This is a genomic window from Bacillus cereus group sp. MG20, from assembly GCF_040459885.1.
In the GTDB taxonomy this organism is placed as follows: domain Bacteria; phylum Bacillota; class Bacilli; order Bacillales; family Bacillaceae_G; genus Bacillus_A; species Bacillus_A cereus.
This window is the reverse complement of sequence record NZ_JARVHF010000001.1, coordinates 324,490-348,762: the sequence shown is the minus strand read 5'-3', so window position 1 is coordinate 348,762 and position 24,273 is coordinate 324,490. Positions and strand designations below refer to the sequence as shown.

Here is a 24,273-nt window from a genome sequence, read left to right as displayed (position 1 = left end):
AAATCACTCCTTCGTTAATGTTGGATTTTCCGTTTGTACAGTATCTTTATTTGGTAAATGTGGTGACTTAATAAAAACAGCTTTAAAAGGTTTGTCAGAATGGTTAATCAGATAGTGAGATTCATGAGGACGAACTTGCAGGACATCACCTTGTTTAATTGGAACTCTTTCATTATTCACATAGAAATCTATTTCACCTTCTAACGCATAAAAAACTTCTTCACACGTTGTATGGTAATGATTTTGAAATTCTTGCCCAGGCTGAATGACAACAAGACCAAGATCAATATTCGGGCCTTGTATTAAATATTTCGGCCCGTTATCACCGAAGCGATAGGAGAAATCATTTTCATTCGCTTTTAACATACAGTTCACTCCTTTATGTAAATGAGTTACAGTGCACCAGGTGCAATCCACATATGTGTTGTAAGTCCTTTATCAGCTAAAGCGAGCTGACTGCTATACACGGTTTTCCATGTTTCATAGAATTCTTTGTATAGCTCGTGATTTTCAGTGATTGGTTCAAATGTATTTTCCCACTGTACAAATTGTTCGGCAGTCTCTTCCATAGATGAATATATGCCAGCGCCAACTCCAGCAGCAATTGCAGTTCCTAAAGCAGCTGCTTCTTTCACAACTGGTACTTTTACAGGAATGCCGAGTACGTCTGATAGAATTTGTGGCCATAGTTTCCCTTTAGCGGCACCGCCAGCAAAAACAACTTCAGAAGGGAATGTACCAGTAAGATTTTCAATTAGTTTTAAGTTTCCAAGTGTAACGAAGGCCGCATTTTCTTCAATAGCACGGAACATTTCCTTTTTTCCGCATTTGTCAGCGTCTAAACTTAAATTTAAGAATGAAGGTGCGGCATGACGCCAAGAAATGTAGTTCATAACGTTTGAAAAAGTAGGGATAATACCATATGAACCGACAGGTACGTCTTTCGCTTGTTCTTCTAATAATTCATAAGCGTCTACACCGAGTTTTTCAGCGAACTTTTTTTCTTCTTGGCAAAAAGCGTCTCGAAACCAACGCATAACGAGGCCAGGGAAAAAGGCAATCGTTTCATATTGCCAAAGGTTCGGAACGACGTGACAATTTACTCGAATTGTAGCATTTGAATCCGTTGTTGACTCTGTAATATTCACTTCCTGTTGCCAAAAGCTGCCGCCGCATATTAAAGTTTGATTTGGCTTTACGACTCCAGTCCCGAGTGCTGCCATTTGAGCATCACCGCCACCAGCGACGACAGGAATTCCTTCAAGTAAACCAGTTAGTGCTGCACACTCTTTTGTAACATTACCAATCACAGTGCCAGCTTCATTTACTTTTGGTGAAAATGGCAACGTTATACCACATTCTTTAGCGACTTCGTTATCCCAATTTCTATTTTGTAAATCAAAGATTCCGGACGTACAACCGTTGGAAGGATCGATTTGCAGTACGCCGCTTAATTTATACAAAATCCAATCATTTAACATCGAAAAGGATTGAATACTGTTGTAGACGTCTGGTTCATTTTTTTTAATCCAAAGTAGACGTGGTAAAGCACCCAATGAAAAAGTTTGCCCAGATTTTCTGTATAAATCTTCTTCAAGATGTGAGCGGATTTCTTTTAGCTCACTAACTTCAGCGGATGCACGGCCATCAACATTTGCACATGCCCATATTTCTTGCCCATTTTTATCATATAAAACAAAACCTTCTCGCATACTTGTAGCGCTAATAGCTTGAATAGAAGAGGGAAGTATATTACTTTTTTGCAGAACTTCTTTCGTACACTGTTGTACAAATTGCCAGTTTTCTTTTACATCAAAATTCATAGAACCGGGGTAACGAGGATCAGTTTTATGAACCCATTCTTTTTGGCTTACTGCAATTTGATTGCCATGTAAATCAAAGAGAACAGCTCGAATGCTTCCTGTACCAGCATCGAAAGCTAATAAAGTAGACATTAAGAATCACCTTCCTTTCTTAATAAGGAGAGCGCAGTTTCTTCATCAGTAATTAATGTATGAATAAATTTCCCTTTTAAAGCCCCATATATGGCATCTATCTTTTGAGTACCTCCAGCCACACCAATGACATGCTTCATACTGCGAAGAATCGTAAGTGGTGTGCCAATTAGACGATTATGATGCGAGAGCTCTAATAAATCACCATTCGTATTATAAAACTGTCCTAAAATATCGCCCGCCCCGTTTTGACTTCGAATATATGTCATTTCACGTAGCGTTAATTTTTCTTTTTTTACAATCGTAGCGTCTTGAGATAACCCGCCAATACCGACAACTGCCGTATGTGCAAGTGAAGCGACATGAAGCATATCTTTCACACTTGGTTCTGATAAAATACTTTGTGCCATTTCAGTAGAAGATGCTAGAAAAGGAGTAGGAATAATATGAAGATCACCTTGCATGTAGTGTAAATAGTTTTGTTTTCTTGGAAGATAGTGGTTTACTCCGCCTGTTAGCGTTACGAATGAAAGATTAATAGAACTTTCAAAATGAATGTTTTCTAGCATTTTACTTATTGTTTCACCCCAGCCGATGCCGAGTAAATCACCTTGTTGGAGATGAGTCTCTAAATATTGTGCAGCGGCTTTTCCTAGAGAAGTAGCATAATTGTCTATTGGAGTAGGGATAATAAAGGCATCTTTCAAGTGGAACTTTTTCATTAAGTCACGTTCAATGCTCAAGCAATGCAAACCGGTTCCTTTTACATGAAATGTAACGATACCTTCACTGCGTGCCTTATCTAATAACCGGACGACTTTATTTCTTGAAATATGAAGAAGTGAAGCAATCTCTTGTTGTGTTAATTGATCTTTATAATAGTACCAGGCTACTTTAGTTAATAAATTTTCTTCAAAGTTCAGCTGTGACATACTCTTCATCCCTTTCAACAATTGACCAATGCTTAAACATATGTGTCACATATTTTGTTTATTCCAGTTGAAACGATTAATAGTACATTGAAAAAAGTGTTCTAGATATGAAAAAAGGAATATACAATGCTACAAAACAAGTAGAACAAATAATCATTTTCTCAAAAAATGTTCTGGATAAAGGCAGGTGACATCATGTGGAGAATGTGCCCTTATTACAAGTGAAGAAAATGAGTAAGGCGTTTTCGAATCAACTTGTGCTAAAGGAAGTGAACTTACAAGTAGAGCATGGTGATATATACGCTTTAGTTGGTGGCAATGGCGCCGGGAAATCGACATTAATGAAAATATTAACGGGGTTATATTCGTATGATAGTGGAGAAATGTATGTGAAAGGAAAGAGACAGCAGTTTGTAAATCCAAAAGAAGCACACCAAGAAGGGATTTATTTAATACCACAAGAACCGCTCATTTTTCCGCATATGACCATTGAAGAAAATATATGTATCGGGTTAAAAGAAAAGAAAAAGAAACTAAAAGTACAGATTCAGCAATTGATTAGCAGCTTAGGATGGGATATTGACCTTAATAAACTAGGAGGAACATTATCGATTGCGCAACAACAGTTAGTAGAAATCGTTAGAGGATTAATACGAGAAGCCGAGATTCTTATTCTAGATGAGCCAACATCGACATTAACAACTCATGAAATTAAGAGTCTTTTTGTGTTGATGAAAAGTTTACAAGAAAAAGGAATTGGGATGATTTATATTACGCATCGCTTTCCAGAAATCTTTGAAATTGCCAACAAAGTAGCAATACTACGTGATGGAATGATTGTAAGCCAAGGTGATGTATGTGACTATACATATGACATGCTAATGGAGGGACTATTGCCAAAAGGATATAAACAGAAAGAGAAAATAGAAGTAGTTCAAGAGACAGCAAGGACGAAAAAAATATTAGAAGTGGTTGATATAAATGGTCACGCATTCGAAAATATATCATTCACTGTACATGCGGGTGAGGTTGTAGGTGTTGCTGGCATTATAGGATCTGGCAGAACGGAATTAGCGGAAGCGATATTCGGATTGAAAGCTATAAAATCAGGTTCTATTTTATTAGAAGGAAAATCAATTGATACATGTTCTTTGCATAAAAGACTAAGTGAAGGGCTCGTTTATGTGCCGGAAGATAGGGCGAGAAATGGAATTTTCTCAATTGCTTCTGTTAAAGAAAATATTACAGCAGCAAGTTTATATCAAAATAATCGCTTTTTTATAAATCAAGAAAAAGAAAGCGCTTTAGTGAAGTCATTTATAGAAAAGTTCCAAATTGTTGTATCAAGTATGAATGAAGAACTTACATCTTTATCGGGAGGTAATCAGCAAAAAGTCGTACTTGCGAAATATCTCGCGTGTAATCCAAAAATCATTATTCTTGATGAACCAACTCGCGGAATTGATGCAAAAGCGAGGCTTGAAGTGTATGAGACGATAGAAAAAATGAAAAGGGAAGGACTCGCCATATTATTAATTTCTTCAGATGTTGAGGAAATTGTCCAATTAGCTAACCGTGTATACGTCATGCGAAATGGTCAATTTGTTTCTCATTTGGAGAAAGAACAAATAAGTGTAGAAGAAGTTACACGTCTTGCATACGGAGGTGTAATGGAATGAAACGTATGTATAAAGTGCACGAAACGTCTATCATACTGTTACTACTAATTTATATAGCTATTGTCGGGATAATAAATCCTAATTTTGTTCAGTTTAACTCATTATCATTAATGATGAAATCAAGCGTTATTTTAGTCGTTCTAGCAATTGGCCAATCGTTCGTTTTATTTACGAAAAATATAGACGTATCAGTTGGCTCAATTATGGGATTAAGCGCGGCAGTTTGCGGGATGTTGTTAACGAACGGGTATAATGCATTCATGTCAATTCTTGCTGCGATAATGCTTGGTGCTATTATCGGTTTCATAAACGGGATTGGCGTTGCGAAGTTTCGGGTACCAGCCATTATTGTGACATTAGGGATGCTAGGAATTGTTAGAGGTGCAATGTTAATCTTCACAGGCGGGAAGTGGATTGAAGATATTCCAAACGATTTTAAGCAGCTGTCATCTATCATCATTCTTGGTTTACCTATAACTGTATGGTTCGTTTTTATTATTTTACTACTACTATACTTCTTTTTAAGAAAAGTGCCATTGGGAAGATACTTTTATGCGGTAGGTGATAATGAAGATGGCGCGAGGCTTATTGGTATACCTGTTAATAAAGTGAAGATATATGCGTTTATGATTTCAGGCATAAGCGCTGCGCTCGCTGGTTGCATATTTGTTATGAATATCGGGTTCGTCCCAAATCAAACAGGTACAGGATTAGAATTACAAGTAATCGCAGCCGCTGTACTAGGAGGAATTCATTTAAAAGGAGGAACAGGTTCTATATTTGGAGCCGCATTAGGAGCATTGTTTCTAGAAGTGATAAGCAGCTCACTCGTCTTTTTAAAAATACCAGCATTTTGGAATAATGCCATTTCAGGCTTTTTATTATTACTCATCATCATATTAGATAGTGTTATGAAAAAGTGGAAGGCAAAAAAGAGGGTGAATCTATGAAGTATTTATATAGATGGGAAGGGGTTCTAATTGTATTACTTCTTATAGAATTCATCCTTTTTAGTTTTATAAATAGTGATTTCTTAAATATTAGTAATCTCCTTTTTAGCACAAATGATTTCTTATTTATCGCAATTGCGGCGATACCAATGACTTTCGTTATTGTAACAGGAGGAATTGATGTATCGGTCGGATCAATAATGGGGCTCACTTCGATCTTGATTGGTGTACTTTGGATGAACGGAATACCTATTTTGTTTGCTGTCATAATCGCCCTAATAATTAGTTGTTTAGCAGGAGCTTTAAATGGACTCATTATAAAAATGACAGATGTAGAACCACTCGTCGTTACACTCGGAACGATGTTTTTATACGGAGGAATTGCACTCGTCATTTCAGGAGGAGCAGGTGCTTCTGGGTATGAAGGAATAAGCGGTTTACCTGACACATTTGTACAACTGGCAAACGGTAGTTTTATAGGAATACCGAATTTATTATGGCTACTGATCGTATTAACAGTTTTATATACTGTATTATTTCACCGAACTATATACGGGCGCCATGTAAAATTAACAGGTGCGAACGAAAATACAGCAAAATACACCGGGATTAAAACGAAAAAAGTAGTCATTATCGCTTACATACTTTCTGGGTTAGGAGGTGGATTAGGAGGTGCTTTCTTAACTGCATATTTCGGTTCTGCACGTGCTGATATAGGAAGTGAAACAATATTACCAATCATTACAGCAGTCGTATTAGGCGGGACACTTATTACAGGTGGAAAAGGAAGTATTTTCGGTACTGTACTTGCAAGTATTTTTATAGGCCTTATGCAATATGGCCTACAAATGACAGGCTTAACAAATGAACAATCAAATGTCGTAATAGGTATTATCCTTATTCTTTCAGTTATTATGAGACATTTCAAATTACATCAATTTTTAGCGGGGAAAAGACAGAGTTGGCATAAGGGGGAAATGTCATGAAGAGAAAACTGGGGATTGTATTGATTGTATGTATTTGTTTAATAGGTTTAATCGCTTGTTCCAGTCAAACGGCAGATAAGAAAAAAGCGGATGATGTGAAATTTGCATTTATCCCGAAATTAACTGGAGTTGGCTTCTTTACATCGGGCGGTGAAGGAGCAAAGGAGATGGGAGATAAGCTAGGCGTACAAGTGAAATATGATGGGCCGTCTGAAGCGAGTGTATCAGGGCAAGTAAAGTATATAAATAATTTTATTAACCAAAATTATGATGCACTTATGGTTTCCTCTACATCAGTTGATGGTTTATCGCAATCATTGCAACGTGCTAAGAAAAAAGGAATGACTGTCTTAACGTGGGATTCTGATGTGAATCCCAAAGACCGTTCTTTTTATATAAGTCAAGGGACACCAGACCAACTTGCTAACTTATTAATTGAAATGACTTCCAAGCAAATTGGAGATAAAGGGAAAGTAGCGTTCTTTTATTCTAGTCCAACAGTAACGGATCAAAACCAATGGGTAACGAAAGCGAAAGAAATTATTAAAAAGAAATATCCGAACTGGGAAATTGTAACGACGCAGTATGGTGAAAATAATGCACAAAAATCTTTATCCGTAGGGGAGAACATATTAAAAACGTATCCAGATATTAACGCAGTTATTTGTCCAGATGCAACGGCACTTCCGGCAATGGCACAAGCAGCTGAAAATTTAAAAATGGATAAAAAAGTAGTGGTAACTGGATTTTCTACACCGAACGTTATGCGTGATTATGTAAAACGAGGAACAGTACAACAATTCGGATTATGGGATGTCAAACAGCAAGGTGCGTTGGCAACTTATGTAGCAAATGAGATTGTTGTAAAAGGAAAGAAGTTAAAAGTAGGGGATAGCTTTGAAGTAAAAGGAATCGGAAAAGTGAAAGTAGAGCCAAACTCCATTCAAGGATATGATTATGAGGCAGAAGGAAACGGAATTATCGTATTGCCAGAACGAGTTGTATTTACGAAAGATAATATTGATAAGTATAATTTTTAGTAGACAAAAAAAACGTCCGAATATATCGGACGTTTTTTTTATTTCTTCATTAATTATGAACAGTTTCTTTTTCGTTTAATCCAAGTGTACGACCAGTCGAAGTGTGAAGATCTTGGAACAATCTTGGATTTTCAGTTAGTGAAATGCCATATGAAGGAATCATTTCTTTTATTTTTTCTTCCCATTCTACCATGCGGCTTGGGAAACATTTTTCTAATACTTCAAGCATGACGTGAACAGCAGTAGAAGCACCTGGTGATGCACCTAGTAATGCGGCGATTGAGCCGTCAGCTGCACTTACTACTTCTGTACCAAATTGAAGTGTTCCTTTACCGCCAGCATCAGTATCTTTAATTACTTGTACACGTTGTCCAGCAACTACAATATCCCAATCTTCACTTTTCGCGTTCGGAATGAATTCGCGTAATTCTTCCATACGTTTTTCGTGCGATAACATAACTTGCTGAATTAAGTATTTTGTAAGTCCCATTTCTTTTACACCAGCAGCTAACATCGTTAAGACGTTATTCGGTTTTACAGAACCGATTAAGTCAAGGTTTGAGCCAGTTTTTAAGAATTTAGGTGAGAAGCCTGCGAATGGTCCAAACAGTAAAGCTTTTTTATTGTCTATATATCTCGTATCTAGATGAGGTACAGACATTGGCGGAGCGCCAACTTTAGCTTTACCGTATACTTTCGCATGATGTTGCTCTACAACTTTTTGGTTTTTACATACCATAAATAGTCCACTTACCGGGAATCCTCCGATATGCTTTGATTCAGGGATACCCGTCTTTTGAAGTAGAGGTAGACTACCGCCACCACCGCCAATAAAGACGAATTTAGCAGTATGATGCTCAATTTTACCACTATTCATATCGTGTACTTTTACTTCCCACAAACCATTTTTCGTGCGCTTAATATTTTCGACACTATGCTTGTAGTTTAGCTCGACATTTTTTGTTTTTAAGTAATCAAACAACATACGTGTTAATGCACCGAAGTTAACATCTGTTCCAGAGTCAATCTTCGTTGCCGCCATCGGTTCATTAGATGTGCGGCCTTCCATAATGAGTGGAAGCCATTTTTTTAATGTTTCAGGAGCATCAGAAAATTCCATTCCTTGAAACAGTGGATTTTTTGAAAGCGCTTCAAAACGTTTTTTTAGAAACTCAACATTTCTTTCCCCTTGTACTAAACTCATATGAGGTAGTGGCATAATAAAATCTTGTGGATTACGAATTAATTTGCTCTTTACAAGATATGCCCAAAATTGTCTTGAAAGCTGGAATTGCTCATTCACTTTTACAGCCTTACTAATATCTATAGATCCGTTAGATTTTTCGGAAGTATAGTTCAGTTCGCATAGCGCAGAATGCCCTGTACCTGCATTATTCCATTCGTTAGAGCTTTCTTCCCCGGCACTTGCGAGTTTTTCAAAAACTTTAATTTCCCATTCTGGTGCTAATTCTTTTAGTAATGAGCCTAACGTTGCACTCATAATTCCTGCACCAATTAAGATAACGTCTGTTTTTTGCTGCATGTTGCTCATGATAATCTCTCCATCCCCTATATTGGCAAAAAAGTGTAGGTGTTTTCTATGTCTAAGCCGTAAAAGAGAAACACCGCCTAGGCCCCACCTAGGTGTATACCTTTTTTGTCTCAATTATATAACCATCTCATACTCTATTATAATAATTAATAGACTAAAATATCTAGTGTTATCTGATAATTTTAAACTATTTAACGTTTTATTCGCTAAAAATCTTATTTAACAAGCTCTTTTAAGGTGATAAATAGAAAAAAATTACAGTTTGAAATTATCTCGAAAAAGCTTACGTATCCTTAAGTGACTAAATCGAGTACCTTTTTATGGGATTATTCTTTCTGTAATGGTAAGATTATTCTGAAAAATAAAAAGGAGGGACTCTAATGTGTACAAAAGAACAAATTTCAAACTTATTTCGAAACTTTTCAATAAAGGAATGTAAAGGGTCAAGTGATTTATATGAATATTTATCAATGAAAATTGCTGAAGATGAGGAAGTACTTACACTATCGTCCTCTGCTCAGGTAGGTCAACCAGTCCCAAACTTACTATTAGGTGCAGTACATTATTTATTGTTAGCAGGGAAAGAACATCATTTAAAAACGTATTATAGTAGTTTAGTTGAAAATGCCGATACAAATTTAAATAAAGCTTTTGATCATTTTAAAGATTTCTGTAAAGAGTACCGAGAAGAAATCATTACATTGTTACAAACGAAACTCGTTCAAACGAATGAAGTAAGACGGTGTGCATACTTATACCCAAGTTTCTGCTACATATTTAACAAAGTGAAGAAGCCGTTAGCGTTAATTGAAATTGGGACAAGTTCTGGGTTGCAACTGTTCTGGGACCAATATAGTTATTCGTACGGGACGGATGAAATGTACGGAAATATAAATTCAAATGTGCATGTAACTTCTGAAATAAGAGGGGAGAATGTACCGCATTTTCTAAAAGAAAGCCCATCTGTCGTAGAAAGAATCGGACTGGACTTACATGTGAATGATTTACATAATGAGGAAGATTATTTATGGTTACGTGCTTTAATTTGGCCAGAACATAAAGAAAGGCTTGAGATGTTTGATCAAGCTGCATCTTTAGTGAAAAATGAATCTGTCCAATTCATAGAAGGAGACGGTGTAGAGCTATTATCATCTATTATTGAACAAATAAGTGAAGAAGCTGTTATTTGTATTTTCCATACACACGTCGCAAATCAAATACCAGAACAAGTAAAACATAAGTTAGAAAAACAAATACAAGAAATTGGCGCAAAACGTGATGTATTCCACCTTTATAACAACATGTGGGATCGTGACCTTCATATTGATTATTATATTAACGGAAACGAATATCGTGAAACGGTTGGAGAAACAGAAGGGCATGGGAGATGGTTTAGCTGGAAGATTGGAAATGAGACGCTTATTTAGATTAATATGGGTGCTCTCACTTGTAAAAGGTTCAAGCATTAACTAAATGACTAAGGAATAAATTTATTAGTACCATACAAAAAATGCTTGGGAGAAATCCTAAGCGTTTTTTGTATTACATTTAAACCCCATAATGGATCATGTACTTTTGTTCTGCTGTAGCTTGTTCAATTTTTGAAGCTAACTCATTCAGCTCATCAGAATTTATGAAGAACTTTGAAGATGTAACTGCTTCATAAAATATCTTCGGTTCTTCTTCGTGAAGACAGTTTATTTATCGATAAACTCATCGGGAGCCCAAGTGGCGATTTCATTCCCAGGTGCAGCGACTACAAGCCATTGCTCACATAGAACACCAGATTGCCAACATTCATAATAATCATGAAAACCATTTACAAAAATAATTTGTCAACTCTCTAATGTAATAATTAAATGAGGGCTTTCTAAGCCGAGTCGTATATCGGTAACTTTTTGTCTTCTTATCTTAAATATTCTTTCATATTCTTCTTCCTCAGAATAAACTTCAAATTCATCTTCATTTAATGGGTATCTTTTTTGAGGTTTATTAAATAAACACCATTTGGATTCGATATTGATATATAATTGTCCGTCATAATCAACTGAGTCGTGAAAGTTTGTGAAATGAATCTTTATAGCGGCTGGAGAAATACCAAATTGTAATCCATCAACTTGTGATCCGATGAATAGATTTTTCAACACTTTTTCAGCGTAAATTTTATCCTCTTGATTCATTCTTGAAATCCTCCTTTTCTTAAAAATATACCTTATATTTTTATTGTAATAAATAAATTTTCATGTAAAATGTACCTTTTGTGAAAAACGAGCGAATATAGTGTGAAAGATCACGAGAGGGGAACGAAACTTTGGATGAAGTACAATTAAAAGAATGGCTATATAAAAGAAAGTATGTTGCCCAAAAAAGAGTTTGAGAAAGTGTTACTTTGGATTGTTGAATAGATATTTAGCAAAAAAAGTAACTAATAATTATATTATGTAAACTTAGTATATAAAACACCCATTTAAAAAATGGATGTTTTATATTTTGATATATTAGGTGGAATATATAGTTTAAAAAAGCGGAATACTTTGCGGAAAGTTAAAGACATTTTTCGGATCATATTTTGCTTTTACTTCCATTAATCGGTCAAAGTTGCAACTGAAGTATGCATCTGGCCAATTTTTAATGGATAGGTCAGGAGTATTAACATAGACACCTTTTGTAAATGGAAGCATTGCCAAACGGAAGTCTTCAACCCATCGAATACTTCCGCCAGCACCTTCTGGTTGCTCCCAAGTAGCGAATATTGACATGTTTGATAGTGCTTTTCGGTAAAAATAAGCAGTCGCCTCATTTGGCACCTCAGCAACAGCACCGCCTAATCCGTGGAAAAATACAGAGGTAGTGGAAAAGGGAGGTAGATTATTAATAAAGTGATCGATAATGGATAGTCCTTCTTCTGGTAGTAGTTCATACACATATGGACCTACACTTTTAAATGGTAAAGGTGTTGCAGGTTGCTTCTCAGCTATTTTCGCTGCTGCTTCTGCCCATGGTATTTCTTCGATAGTTACTTGCAGTGGTGAACCGGCTTCTAGTAATGGCTGTAGTAGCGACTGCAATTCTTGTACAGAACCGAGAAATACACCTTGCATTAATAATGATGGTTCTAATCCTGCAGACATAAAAAGAGTAGTTGTAAGTCGTTTATTAGCGCAAGGTAGCGTATATTCTTGCCAAGAGGTTAATACAGGTTTTAAATCTGATATCCCCCAGCTTATTTCTGCAAATCCTACCGTATTAATTTTATGTGTTCGAAACTTAAACGAAGTACATATTCCAAAGTTACCACCGCCAGCACCGCGCGAAGCCCAATAGAGATCAGAGTTACACTTGGCGTTAGCGCGTATTATACAACCATTCGCGTCTACCATTTCTAATTCAAGTAAATGATCGAGAGTTAATCCAAACGGACGAGAGAGAATACTATGTCCGCCACCTAAAGTAACACCTGCAATCCCGGGAGTAGGACAAACACCACTCGGTACAACTAACCCTTCAGCTGCAAGTGTTTCAATTAAAGAAATATTTCTCCATCCTGTCCCAATAGTTACAGTTCCATTATTGTGATCTATTTCTAATTGTTTCATTTCACTTACATCAATTACAAGACCAGCATTACTAACGGATAATGCCTCATAATTATGACGTCCAGAGCGCATGCGTATAGGAACGTTATGTAGCCTTGACCAGCGAACGGCGTTTACTACATCCTGTGTATTTTGAGCAAAAACAATGATTAACGGAAATTTGTTGAAGAATGTATTGAATTCTTCACGCGCTGAATTATAATCAGGATCATTAGGTGTAACGATACGACCAGTAAGTTCAATTTTTTGATTATTCATTTCAGTCATCTCTCCTTGACGTGAAATATTTATAATGTGGAAATACAGAACATAAAGAAGAACTGACAATACTTTATAAGTAAATGAATAAAGGAAGAGGATTATTCCAATAAAGAAAAAGGCAGTGCTACATAAGTAGCACTGGCTTTTTGTAATTATATGTATGTGCTCAAAGTTTCCCCAGGTAATCCATCAATCTCACAAACTTTCTCCGATGTAAAACCTACGCTTAGTACAATTTTGCGAGAAGGGATATTATTTGGATCGATCATTGCTTTTAGTACGTTTACATCTGTTTGCCTCGCTATTAAAGCTAGTTGTTAATTTTTGATTATGTACGTACATACAATGTGTAATTAAGTGAATGATTAACATAGTAATTACAGAAAAGGGTGAATGAAGCGTATGAATCAATTTGAGCAAATGATGTACGTTGGTGTCATCATGTCTATTGTACTATCCGTAATGATTTTAGGGTCCTTATATTATAATCCTCGACTTTCATTAACTGATTATCCAAAAGATATTCAAAAAGTAGTTTTTCCAAAATCGATTCATGAAAAAAAGCAAACCATTTACTTTAATATTGTATACAATGCTATTCTTTTCGGTTGTCCTTTCGTTTCTACATATATATTACATAAGCATGAAAAATTAATGTATATGGATGCTTATTTACACACTTTTGGTATTTTAATGATTTTCAATTTAGTAGATTTACTTATAATTGATTGGCTAATTTTTTGCTGGATTACTCCAAGGTTTGTTGTGATTCCTAGTACGGCAGGTATGAAAGGATATAAAGATTATAAGTTTCATTTAAGAGGGGCTATAGTCGCTACTCAAATTTTAGCAATCGTAAGTTTATTTTTGGCGGGAATTGCAACAACTATTTAGTGTGAAGAAGGGCATGAAGCTTTTATAAAAGATAAGGAGATTTATAATATATAGAATTAGAAATAAGAATTTGTTAGTATTGAAGTGAGGAGTTTTAATAACAGTATATTAAGCCGTATTAATATACTGTTGCAAATGTTTTGATATTATGTAAAATTATACAATTTTACAGAGACATTTGATAAAATTCAAAAAAATATAATGGAGGCTAATATGAAAAAAGTAATTGGCGCAGCAACAGCAACTATTTTTGGATTGGGGGCGTTTACCACAACTGCTACCGCAGAAACAATCGTAACAGCAGATGTACTTAACGTACGTGAAAAACCGACTACAGAATCAAAAGTGGTCGAAAAAGTAAAGAATGGGCAAGAGTTAAAAGTCATCAATACCGAAGATGGCTGGTCAAAAATTGAATTGAACGGTAAAGAAGTGTTTGTAAGTTCGGAGTTTACAAAAGATGTGTATCATGTAACGGCGAATTTGTTAAATGTACGTACCGAAGCAAACACAGATTCAGAAATTCTTGGCAGACTAAAAAAAGATGATGTAATTGAATCAACGCATCAAGTAAAAGACGGATGGCTGCAATTTGAGTATAAAGGAAAAACTGCTTATGCAAACGTTTCTTTCCTATCAAGTACAGCACCAACTGAAAAGAAAACCGAAGAGAAAGCAAAGCAAGTAACGAAAGTACAAAAATCAGTTAAAGAAAAGAAAGAAGTAAAGACGCAGAAAGTAGCAAAAGTGAAAGAAACAACGAAAGCACCAGAAATAGTAAAGCCTAAAGAAGAGGCAAAAGTCAAAGAAGAAGTAAAAGTTAAAGAAGAACCGAAAGCGCAAGAAATGGTAAAGCCTAAAGAAGAGGCAAAAGTTAAAGAAGAACCGAAAGCACCAGAAATAGTAAAGCCTAAAGAAGAGGCAAAAGTTAAAGAAGAAGTAAAAGTTAAAGAAGAAGTAAAAGTTAAAGAAGAACCGAAAGTGCAAGAAATAGTAAAGCCTAAAGAAGAGGCGAAAGTATCAGAGAAAGTAAAAGTTAAAGAAGAACCGAAGGCGCAAGAAATAGTAAAGCCTAAAGAAGAGGCAAAAGTTAAAGAAGAAGAAAAAGTGCAAGAAATAGCAAAAGCAAAAGAAGAAGAAGCGCAAGAAATAGCAAAAGCTAAAGAAGAAGAAGCGCAAGAAATAGCAAAAGCTAAAGAAGAAAAAGCGCAAGAAATAGCAAAAGCTAAAGAAGAAAAAGCAAAAGAAATAGCAAAAGCAAAAGCAAAAGAAGAAGAGAAAGCAAGAGAAATAGCAAGAGCTAAAGAAGAAGAGAAAGCAAAAGAAATAGCAAAAGCAAAAGAAGAAGAGAAAGCAAGAGAAATAGCAAAAGAAGAAGAGAGAGCAAGAGAAATAGCAAAAGCTAAAGAAGAAGAAAAAGCAAGAGAAATAGCAAAAGCTAAGGAAGAAGAAAGAGCAAGAGAAATAGCAAAGGCTAAAGAAGAAGAGAGAGCGAAAGAAGTATCACAAAACAATATACAGTCTGCTAAACGTGAATTAACGGTAGTAGCGACAGCGTATACTGCTGATCCAAGTGAAAATGGTACATATGGTGGACGCGTTTTAACTGCGATGGGGCATGATTTAACTGCAAATCCGAATATGAGAATTATCGCAGTTGACCCGAAAGTAATCCCATTAGGATCTAAAGTATGGGTAGAAGGTTATGGAGAAGCTATCGCTGGTGATACTGGAAGCGCAATTAAAGGTAATCGTATTGATGTATTAATGGGGTCAAAAAGTAAAGCTATGAATTGGGGAAGAAAAACTGTTAAAGTAAAAATTTTATAGTAACTATAATGATCCAAATAGAAGTCAGTTCTCTTTATTGAGGCTGGCTTTTATTTTTTTAGTGGAAGTATAATAGGATTTTTAAATGACTTATTAATAAACCTGTAATAAAACATAAAAATTGTCTCATGTTTAGAAAAACTATTAAGAATGTGGTAAGGAAGTAGAACAGAAGGTTATTGAGAAGTAGAGAAGAATAGTATGTTGAAAACGAAGGGTTAACGTATAATGAAATATATAAATCGGATCAAATCGTTTACTAAACACTTTCACTCATAATAGTGTAATTAAGTTCAAAGGATAGGTGTATTTCATGAAAGAAGTAAGAGAATATATTGAAACAAAGAAACAAGGTGTATTGGAGTTGCAAATAAAAGAAACGGAAGAAAAGCTAGGTGTTGCTTTCCCAAATCAATATAGGGATCTTATTAAATTAGTTAATAATGCTGAAATAGGGGAATGGATACTATATCCGATTAAAGATAATAGAAATGTAACGAAAACTTGGGATGATATTGTTAGACAAAACATTGACATGAGAGATGAGTCTATACCAGAAAATCTTATCATAATTGGTGACGATGGTTCAGGGGATAAATTGTGCTTTAAAATAAATAATGGAAAAACGGATGATAAAATATATATTTGGTATCACGCGGATGACGAAATGGAAGAAATATCTCCGAGTTTAAAAGAATTTATTATGGAAACTATTCAGGAAGACGATGTTTTTTAGTCTTAATTATTATCATTTTGTGAATCATTCTTATAAAAGGCGAGGATAGAATATGACAATAGAATTATATGGCGCACATTGTAATGAGCGGAAAGGGTATAGAGTAATTGAAGGAAGAGGTTCATATAATCATTACTTTGGCGGTCAAGATTGTAATTTGCCAGTATGTAAGTTATGCGGTGAGAAGATGCATCAAATTCTCTGTTTTGATTTAAAAGATGGGAGACTTGCTGAACTTAAAAGTAATGAACTAAATATTTTACCATTCGTTTCATGCTTGAACTGCGCGATGGTGTGGGAACCGCAATATTTTCAGTTAAGTGATGGAGGTAAAACAGTTCAAATCATAAAGCAGCAAAATACAGAAGAATGGATAATGGAAGAGGAAGATAAGTTACCAGTTTCATTACCAAAAACAACGGTAAAGCTTATAAATATGAAAAATGAAGATATACCTACAGATGAAGATAGTTACTGGGAAGCTTTTGACTTGTTCGGTTCTGAATATGTATGTAGATTATTAGGGGCACCATTATATGCGGATCTTCCAGAGGATTTGGCGTGTCCAACTTGTTCTAAAGAGATGAAGTATGTTGCTACAATTACACAAGATATCGAGGAACGTGAACTTATTTCAGTAGTTGATTTCCAGTTTGGGGAAATGAATATCTATTTTTATTTATGTAAAGATTGTTCAATTATAAAAACGGAAACACAAAGTACATAACAAGACTAACATATTATATTAGTCTTGTTTTTGTATCGCAACATCGTTAAGAATCGCATCAAATATATCTTTTTGTGTAAAATTATCTGTAAAAATAGTTTCACTAGCAACTTCAATTGTATCGTGCGGATTATACCATTTTTGAAGGGAATATTCACCAAATTCATGTCGTTTGTCCCTTGTGTTATGTCGTCTAATGGTTTCCTCGAGTGATAAATCAAAGTAATATGTATATGCATTTCCATCAAAATAACGAATTAATTCTTTCAACATATCACCGTATCTACGATTGTTTAAAATACCTTCTAAAATAACAAACTTACATTTTCCTTTTCCGTACTTCGTAATTTCAAATAGTAGATCATGAGATAAGTTCCCCATCGTGTCGTGTACTCTTAACATATCTCTACGCACGACGTCTTGAGAGACTAAAAGTGTACCTTGTCCGAAATGTTCTTGTAGTTGCTTTGCAATCGTTGTTTTACCACTTGCGGAGTTTCCTCTAAGAATGATTAAAGTGGATGTAAGTATAGGTTTAGACATAATGTATTCCCCCAACGGTATTAATTATATAGAAAATTTTAACAAATAAAGTGAGGAAAGTGTATAATTAATATGATGAATATTTAAGGAGGGGATTAGATGGGGGATATATTAAAAAATGCACAACCTATATGGAAACGGACTTGGTTTCGTTATCTAGGGGCATTTTTTATTGTTCAGTTACTGTTTATTTTGTGTGAAATAACTGCGTGGGCACCAAACTTTAGGCCAGGCGGAGAGTTTTTTAATAGAATATTAAATTCTCAATTTTTCACTGAATGGTTCACACTCTATACAATCCCGCAATTTAACGTATTTACAGCATTTTTTGCGATTACATTACTACCATATGCATTAGTAGGTGCAATGAAAGATGTAACATCAAGAAAAAATATAAAGGAATAATAGAGGTATAATATGCTTTTTCAAAAAGAAGGTTTATTGATTAGATACGTAATGGAAAATGATGCAGCTATCATTTCTAAATGGTTAACGGACCCAGCAGTCCTGCGGTATTACGAAGGGCGAGATAATCCGCAATCTGTAGAAAAGGTGCTTGATCATTTTATGCATAATCCAAACAGTAATGAAAATAGATGTTTAATAGAATTTGATACCGTTCCGATTGGTTACATACAAATGTACCCAGTTGATTCAGAGTGGAAAGCGATATATGGCTATAAAGAATCACAAAATGTATGGGGAATGGATCAATTTATCGGTGAACCAGTCTATTGGGGAAAAGGAATTGGACAAAAACTCGTTCAGGCAGCAATTACATACATTATGGGTGAAATGGGAGCAGAAGCAATCGCAATGGATCCGAAAGTAAATAATGAACGAGCGATAAAGTGTTATGAAAAATGCGGATTTAAAAAAGTAAAGATTTTAAAGGAACATGAGCTGCATGAGGGGGAACTAGAAGATTGTTGGATGATGGAATACAAACAATTATAATGAATATGCAATGGCTTATATAAACGAAGGGAGCTGTGTGAAATGAAAAAAGCATTAATCGTAATTGATGTGCAAGCCGGTATGTATACAGCTGGAATGCCAGTACATAATGGGGGAAAGTTTTTACAAACATTGCAAGAGCTTATTGGGGAATGTCGTTCAAATGATATTCCAGTTATTTATGTCCAACATAACGGTCCTAAAGACCATCCGTTAGAAAAAGGTACGGATGGATGGCGAATCCATGCAACAATCGCTCCGCAAGAAGGGGATGATATTGTTGAAAAGACGACGCCAGATTCATTCCATAAGACAAACTTAAGCGAAGTGTTACAAGAGAAAGGAATTGAACACGTTATTCTTTCGGGAATGCAAACAGAGTATTGTGTAGATACGACAACGCGCAGAGCATGTAGTGAAGGATATAAAGTAACGTTAGTTAGTGATGCGCATAGTACATTTGATGCAGAAGTGTTACGTGCTGAAGATATTGTGAAACATCATAACGCAGTATTGGGAGCGTTTGCGGATGTTGTTGCATTAAAAGACTTGAAAGTGGCTGCCTCTAAATAAGAGGCAGTTTTTTTATTAGAAAAATAGCGTCAAATATTGTTGGTAAGTCGATATTTTGAAATAATCGTTTATATAATTTCACGTACCATAATAAAAATATACAAAAAAGGAGCACCACATAATTAAAAAGGGTGCTCCTGCATTAAAATGCTACTTTTTCTTGTCTTTATCCAATATATTTTGTTCTTCAGCAAACTCCGTACCATATGCAAAGCGGCGATTAATACGAATGTTATCATTGTTGTGCCTTGTATGAGAGTTAGAGAAGCGATGAACGATTACTTCAGATAAAGTGAAGACGATGGCAGAAAGGATACTGCCCCATGCAATTTGCATATAGTTGTCTAATAAAATATTACCGAAAATCCATACGCTTAAATATGTTAATAAGAAATCCGACATAATGGCACCAGTATTGCCAATTCGATTTAAAATAATTTTATCAACGAACATGTAGGATACGATTGTAACAAAGAGACTGAATGAAATAATTTGAACAAACGTTGCAGGGAAAAATAAAGCAAGCCCAATGCTAAATGCGATAATGCACGATATAAACTTGATAAGCACTACTGTGAAATCATTCAAAATTTACACCTCCGATTTATACATAGTTTTGCAATAAATTCTGGAGTTCATACATTGTAACGGATTTATTTACATAAAACTTTTTCATGTTCGGAATTTAGTCTAAATATTATAAAAATAACGAAAAAATGTTATAGTAAAATGAGAGTGTATGACATTTTTAGGTAAGGGGGAATCCAGGATGTGGATTACTTCAGAAGTAGAAATTCCAGATGAGTTAATTGATCACATTGAGCAAGGAAAGTTAGTGTTATTTGTTGGAGCGGGAGTTTCTATGAAAGGGAAATCAAACTTACCAAATTTTGATGATTTAGTTGATGAAATTGCAAAAACGTTATATGTCGAAAGGCGTGAAATAACAGAACCACATGATTATTATCTTGGTAAAATTGCGAAAACAAAAGATGTACATCAAGTCGCAAGAGATCTTGTTCATATAGAGAAATCAAAACCGAATCCATTACATTATGCAATTCCAAGGTTATTTCCTTTAGATACAGATATCCGCATTGTAACAACAAATTTTGATCAACATTTTACAACTGCAATTAAAGAAATAAATAGAGATATCAATGTTTATTACGCTCCAGCTTTACCGACTGGGAGAGCTTTTAAAGGTCTTGCTTATATACATGGTAATGTAGAACAGGAGAAAGAGGCTTTAATTTTAACAGACGGTGATTTTGGAAGGGCTTACTTAACGGAAGGGTGGGCGAGAAGATTTTTAGTCGATCTATTCTCAAATTACACCGTTTTATTCGTTGGATATAGTCATAATGACCCAGTAATGAAATATTTAGCAACTGGTTTACCACCAAGTACAAGACGATTTGCTTTCGTCGCACAAGGAGAAAATACGTACCACTGGGAACATTTGGGGATAAGACCGATTGTGTATCCGAATAAAGTGAATAATCATCAATCCCTCGTAAAAGCGGTAAAACGCTGGGCGGAATTAATGGGTGATAATTATATTACGAAAAGAATGCGTATTCGGGATATTGTAACGGTTCCCCCGTCAGTAGAACAGGAACAATTATCATACATAAAGCAATCAATTAAAAAAATTGAAACAGTTCGTTACTTTGTGGAATTTGCTCACGATTATGAATGGGTCGAATGGTTAGAAGCAGAAGGTAAATTACAAAATTTGTTTATGCTTACGCCAAACTATAATGAAGTAGATGAATTACTTGCAGAATGGTTAGTGGAACAATTTCTTTTTAGTCATCAGATAGAATTATTTCAATTAATTTATAAAAACTATTCTAAAATATCACCGTTATTATGGAGAACAATTTGTAACTACTTAAACGAAGCGAAGAGTAAGATGGACCCATTGTTGTTTGCCAGGTGGACACTCCTTTTATTAGAAACTGCTGAAAAAGATAGTAGCTCTATAGAAAAGATTTCTAAGTTACTGCAAAAATGTTCTTTTCCTGAGCATAAGGAAATTGCGTTATTGTTACTAACTTTTATTTTAGACGGAAAGCTGAAGTTGAAACGTGTAAGAAAATGGGGAAATGATACGCAAGAATCAATAGAACTCGAGGAATCGAGTCGCTTACCAGTATCTACATTTTCTCATGTGGAGCAAATTTGGAAAGAAAAGATGAGGCCATATATCGCCTATTATGCTGTTCCAATTATGATGATCGGATTAGAAAAATTGAGAATGTTGTCGTTAAGACAAATGGCACTGAAAAAGAGAAATAAGGAAGATGTAGAAAAAGAATTTCATCAAAATGATCTTGCATTTTTAATACAAATTGTAAAAGAGTGTCTAACTTATTTATGTGAAAATAATGAGAAAAAAGCGGATTATTATATTACAGAAATGATAGAAGCGAACAGTGTACTTCAAAAGCGAATTGCAATTGATGCGATGAATAAAAATATTTTTGTTCGTGTAGATGACAAAATGAAATGGTTGTTACAGGAAGGACTTCTTTTAGATTTCACTTATAAACACGAAGTATTCCAACTTTTAAAAAGTCATTATGCACATTGTTTAGAAAAAACAAAAGAAGAAGTCACTCGAACTGTAATAAAGCGTCTTACAGAAGAGAGGGTATTTGATGCATGTCTCGTATTAGACTTATTATTCAAGTGTGATTCAAATAGTCCATCTACGGCAAATGGGTATGAGTTAATGAAGCAAAAGCATCCTCATTTTCATTCTGAACGATACAGTGTACAAAAGAAAGAGGATACAGCGCAAAGTATTACTTGTAATGTAACAGCTGACGGATTATTGCAGCTGAAAGATGTTGAAATTATGAAGCAAGTTCGGCAATTTTCGCAAGACGGTGTTTTTGAACAACGCCATTTTTTAGAGATGTTATCAAAAGCATGTAAATTGAATACAGAGTGGAGTATTTCATTCGCATATCAATTAGTAGGAGTGCAAGAAATAAGTAATGAAGTATGGTTTGTTTGTATTAGAGAATGGCGAAATAACAGAGGATTGACAAATGATCAAATCCAAAAAATTATTCCGTTATTGCAGAAATTTGTTAGAAATACTGCTTTTCATTGGTTAATTAGTAGTTTTCTATATGAAATTAGTAATCGACTAGAAGAGTTAGAAGAGAATAGTATACGTGTTGTAAAACGCTTTGCTTTTTCAGTGTTTCCTCAAGTTATGAAGAGTGATACGGATTTTAAGCTTGGAAAACAAGATTTTTACAATGAATCAATTCAGCATCCTGTTGGAAAAATGACGGCTGTATTATTAAAGTTGTTATCATATGATCATTTATACGATCGTAATGTATATGAATATTTATTTTTATTTGAAGAACAAGTAAGAGTTAATTCAGTACGAACAAACTTTATGTTTGCTCGTTTAATAGCAGATATTACATTTCTATATCATATTGAAAAGCAATGGTGCCGAAAATATTTGTTACCATACTTAGATTTAAAAAAACAAAATGAAATTACGGAATATGCATGGGCTGGTTTATGTTACACGCAAATAAATTTACCTTTATTTACAGAAATGAAGCGTTTTATTAAGTATGCGATAGAACATTTGGAAGTATTACATCCGCATACGAGGGAAGCTTTCTTGAAGTGGCTTAGCTTTGTATTTATTAAATGTGTACTATATTGGGAGCAAAAAACAGATTGGTTATACCCTTTACTCATACTAGAAAATGAAGAAAATAAAATTAAATTTATGCAGTTTTTATGCTATTACGTCAAAACATTAAGTGTAAAAGAACAACAAAAATTTTGGACAGCTTGGCTCAGTGTATTTTTGCGAGAACGACCAAAAATGGGTGAGATAACAGCGAGAGAATATGTAATGCTTTTGCGTATTATTTTATACATGGATGAAATATTAGAAAAAGGATTATGTATTATGTCTCGTGCATTTTCAAGTGTAAATGGTAAATGTACAGGTGAGGAAATGAAGCAGTTATTGATTGAAATGCTTCATAAAAAAGAAAGTATGAAAGCGCATAAAGAAATGTTTGCAAATGTGTTTTTTATTTTACTACAAACATGTCAAGAAGCCGTTTTATTTGAAAAAGAAATCATACAAATAAAAGAATTATTAGTTCAGTATGAAGTAGAGGAATGTGTTTTGCATTTACTGGAAAACGAAATAATTCGCATAGGAATTGTAATGGGTGATTTACAAGAAGAACTATAGGACGAAAGTGGAAAATTAAAAAATATATAAAAAGTTGTTGACAGTGTTTTGAAAAGCGTTCTATAATACGAATCATACTTATTCAATTTCAAAAACATTTGAATAAACAAAGTGCAATGAAGAGATCACAGTAGTGGTTAGTCTTACTGTAACAGAGAGCTGGTGGTTGGTGTGAACCAGTACAGGGATAATCATGAATTACAGTCTTGGAGCATCTTTTTCGTAATAAAGATAGTTTGTCTTTATGAGGAAAAAGCGGTCAATTGATCGTTAACAGTGAAGAGAGGTAGACGGAAAGTTAGTCTACAACTAGGGTGGTACCGCGATAAATATCGTCCCTACTGATTTATTCAGTAGGGACTTTTTGTATTTTAGTGGTCCAACTTGAAAATAAAATAGTCATGCATTGAAAGGAAAAGCAGTAGTTGTTGTTTCCCTGTAACAGAGAGCTGGTGGTTGGTGCGAACCAGTACAAAAACAAGAGCGAATTACAGTCCTGGAGCATCTTTTTCGTAGTAAAGATAGTATTGTCTTTATGAAGGGAAAGACGGTCAGATGATCGTTAACAATGAAGAGAGGTAGACGAAAGAAGTCTACAACTAGGGTGGTACCGCGATAAATATCGTCCCTACTGATTGGATCAGTAGGGCTTTTTTGTACAAAAAAGTGGCTTTTTAACTAGTAGTTCATGTCTTTGTACGAATTATTAGTTTAAAATAAGAAGAGGTATCGATTCCACTATAAATTTGTATAATTAACCAGTTCAGAAAATAGAGAATCTTTTATTCTCTTACTATACTTTTAAAACAT

Annotated in this window: 20 protein-coding genes, 3 pseudogenes and 2 other annotated features; of the genes and pseudogenes, 13 read left to right on the top strand and 10 right to left on the bottom strand. The window is 34.8% G+C overall.

Going from position 1 to position 24,273, the window contains the following annotated elements:
• Window positions 1-3: 3 nt before the first annotated feature.
• The 3 genes from QCI81_RS01900 to QCI81_RS01890 are packed head-to-tail and all read right to left on the bottom strand — an operon-like array spanning window position 4 to window position 2,905.
• Window positions 4-366 carry a cupin domain-containing protein gene (locus QCI81_RS01900; RefSeq protein ID WP_000909986.1) on the bottom strand — a complete coding sequence of 121 codons (363 nt, stop codon included), beginning with the start codon at window positions 364-366 and terminating at the stop codon, window positions 4-6.
• 26 nt (window positions 367-392) lie between these two features.
• On the bottom strand, window positions 393-1,955 hold the full coding sequence (lsrK, locus tag QCI81_RS01895; RefSeq protein WP_071732039.1) for an autoinducer-2 kinase: 1,563 nt from the start codon (window positions 1,953-1,955) through the stop codon (window positions 393-395).
• Entirely contained in the window at window positions 1,955-2,905 is a 951-nt protein-coding gene (locus tag QCI81_RS01890; RefSeq protein WP_141241028.1) for a sugar-binding transcriptional regulator, read from the bottom strand. Before QCI81_RS01890 ends, lsrK begins: the two co-directional genes overlap by 1 nt.
• A gap of 179 nt (window positions 2,906-3,084) precedes the next feature.
• Between QCI81_RS01890 and QCI81_RS01885 the strand changes: the two genes are divergently transcribed.
• Genes QCI81_RS01885 through lsrB form a run of 4 tightly spaced genes read left to right on the top strand, consistent with a single transcriptional unit; the run spans window position 3,085 to window position 7,542 of the window.
• Entirely contained in the window at window positions 3,085-4,566 is a 1,482-nt protein-coding gene (locus QCI81_RS01885) for a sugar ABC transporter ATP-binding protein (RefSeq protein ID WP_071732041.1), read from the top strand.
• Window positions 4,563-5,516, top strand: a complete 954-nt coding sequence (locus QCI81_RS01880; protein WP_353810601.1) for an ABC transporter permease subunit — start codon at window positions 4,563-4,565, stop codon at window positions 5,514-5,516. Before QCI81_RS01885 ends, QCI81_RS01880 begins: the two co-directional genes overlap by 4 nt.
• Window positions 5,513-6,502 carry an ABC transporter permease gene (locus QCI81_RS01875; protein WP_071732043.1) on the top strand — a complete coding sequence of 330 codons (990 nt, stop codon included), beginning with the start codon at window positions 5,513-5,515 and terminating at the stop codon, window positions 6,500-6,502. Before QCI81_RS01880 ends, QCI81_RS01875 begins: the two co-directional genes overlap by 4 nt.
• Window positions 6,499-7,542, top strand: a complete 1,044-nt coding sequence (gene lsrB / locus QCI81_RS01870) for an autoinducer 2 ABC transporter substrate-binding protein LsrB (protein WP_000823652.1) — start codon at window positions 6,499-6,501, stop codon at window positions 7,540-7,542. The genes QCI81_RS01875 and lsrB overlap by 4 nt, the downstream gene beginning before the upstream one ends.
• A 49-nt stretch (window positions 7,543-7,591) precedes the next feature.
• Here lsrB and QCI81_RS01865 read toward each other — a convergent pair whose 3' ends face one another.
• Window positions 7,592-9,094 carry a malate:quinone oxidoreductase gene (locus tag QCI81_RS01865; protein WP_071732044.1) on the bottom strand — a complete coding sequence of 501 codons (1,503 nt, stop codon included), beginning with the start codon at window positions 9,092-9,094 and terminating at the stop codon, window positions 7,592-7,594.
• 380 nt (window positions 9,095-9,474) lie between these two features.
• On the opposite strand from QCI81_RS01865, the gene QCI81_RS01860 reads away from it, so the two are divergent.
• Window positions 9,475-10,521, top strand: coding sequence for a DUF2332 domain-containing protein (locus QCI81_RS01860; protein WP_071732045.1), 1,047 nt, complete (start codon window positions 9,475-9,477; stop codon window positions 10,519-10,521).
• A 121-nt stretch (window positions 10,522-10,642) separates the two neighbouring features.
• Here the strand turns inward: QCI81_RS01860 and QCI81_RS01855 are convergent.
• From QCI81_RS01855 to QCI81_RS01840, 4 genes and pseudogenes are all read right to left on the bottom strand, one after another.
• Window positions 10,643-10,771: pseudogene (locus QCI81_RS01855) on the bottom strand (short-chain dehydrogenase); the annotation flags it as partial.
• Between the two features lie 20 nt (window positions 10,772-10,791).
• A pseudogene (locus QCI81_RS01850) lies at window positions 10,792-11,274 on the bottom strand (hypothetical protein).
• Window positions 11,275-11,610: 336 nt separating this feature from the next.
• Window positions 11,611-12,948 carry an FAD-binding oxidoreductase gene (locus tag QCI81_RS01845; RefSeq protein WP_071732046.1) on the bottom strand — a complete coding sequence of 446 codons (1,338 nt, stop codon included), beginning with the start codon at window positions 12,946-12,948 and terminating at the stop codon, window positions 11,611-11,613.
• A 155-nt stretch (window positions 12,949-13,103) separates the two neighbouring features.
• A pseudogene (locus tag QCI81_RS01840) lies at window positions 13,104-13,268 on the bottom strand (GNAT family N-acetyltransferase); the annotation flags it as partial.
• 85 nt (window positions 13,269-13,353) lie between these two features.
• Here QCI81_RS01840 and QCI81_RS01835 point away from each other — a divergent pair.
• The 4 genes from QCI81_RS01835 (at window position 13,354) to QCI81_RS01820 (ending at window position 17,138) form a co-directional block, all read left to right on the top strand.
• Window positions 13,354-13,845, top strand: a complete 492-nt coding sequence (locus QCI81_RS01835; RefSeq protein WP_001071236.1) for a hypothetical protein — start codon at window positions 13,354-13,356, stop codon at window positions 13,843-13,845.
• 213 nt (window positions 13,846-14,058) lie between these two features.
• On the top strand, window positions 14,059-15,675 hold the full coding sequence (gene entB, locus QCI81_RS01830; protein ID WP_353810600.1) for a cell wall-binding protein EntB: 1,617 nt from the start codon (window positions 14,059-14,061) through the stop codon (window positions 15,673-15,675).
• A 313-nt stretch (window positions 15,676-15,988) separates the two neighbouring features.
• Entirely contained in the window at window positions 15,989-16,411 is a 423-nt protein-coding gene (locus QCI81_RS01825) for an SMI1/KNR4 family protein (protein WP_071732048.1), read from the top strand.
• Between the two features lie 52 nt (window positions 16,412-16,463).
• Window positions 16,464-17,138, top strand: coding sequence for a hypothetical protein (locus QCI81_RS01820; RefSeq protein ID WP_071732049.1), 675 nt, complete (start codon window positions 16,464-16,466; stop codon window positions 17,136-17,138).
• 18 nt (window positions 17,139-17,156) lie between these two features.
• Here QCI81_RS01820 and QCI81_RS01815 read toward each other — a convergent pair whose 3' ends face one another.
• Window positions 17,157-17,681, bottom strand: a complete 525-nt coding sequence (locus QCI81_RS01815; protein ID WP_069355812.1) for a kinase — start codon at window positions 17,679-17,681, stop codon at window positions 17,157-17,159.
• 99 nt (window positions 17,682-17,780) lie between these two features.
• Between QCI81_RS01815 and QCI81_RS01810 the strand changes: the two genes are divergently transcribed.
• The 3 genes from QCI81_RS01810 to QCI81_RS01800 are packed head-to-tail and all read left to right on the top strand — an operon-like array spanning window position 17,781 to window position 19,211.
• On the top strand, window positions 17,781-18,086 hold the full coding sequence (locus tag QCI81_RS01810; protein ID WP_000502339.1) for a YfzA family protein: 306 nt from the start codon (window positions 17,781-17,783) through the stop codon (window positions 18,084-18,086).
• A gap of 12 nt (window positions 18,087-18,098) precedes the next feature.
• Complete coding sequence (locus tag QCI81_RS01805; RefSeq protein WP_000898784.1) at window positions 18,099-18,638, top strand: GNAT family N-acetyltransferase; 540 nt, start codon at window positions 18,099-18,101, stop codon at window positions 18,636-18,638.
• Between the two features lie 42 nt (window positions 18,639-18,680).
• Entirely contained in the window at window positions 18,681-19,211 is a 531-nt protein-coding gene (locus QCI81_RS01800; RefSeq protein ID WP_053564161.1) for a cysteine hydrolase family protein, read from the top strand.
• 150 nt (window positions 19,212-19,361) lie between these two features.
• Here QCI81_RS01800 and QCI81_RS01795 read toward each other — a convergent pair whose 3' ends face one another.
• Complete coding sequence (locus tag QCI81_RS01795) at window positions 19,362-19,799, bottom strand: YndM family protein (RefSeq protein WP_000997702.1); 438 nt, start codon at window positions 19,797-19,799, stop codon at window positions 19,362-19,364.
• A gap of 181 nt (window positions 19,800-19,980) precedes the next feature.
• Here QCI81_RS01795 and QCI81_RS01790 point away from each other — a divergent pair, with 181 nt between their 5' ends.
• Window positions 19,981-23,463 (top strand): DUF4020 domain-containing protein, encoded by a 3,483-nt coding sequence (locus tag QCI81_RS01790; protein ID WP_353810599.1) that lies wholly within the window; start codon window positions 19,981-19,983, stop codon window positions 23,461-23,463.
• 107 nt (window positions 23,464-23,570) lie between these two features.
• Window positions 23,571-23,806 (top strand) — a binding site (T-box leader).
• Between the two features lie 54 nt (window positions 23,807-23,860).
• Window positions 23,861-24,096 (top strand) — a binding site (T-box leader).
• Window positions 24,097-24,273: the final 177 nt, after the last annotated feature.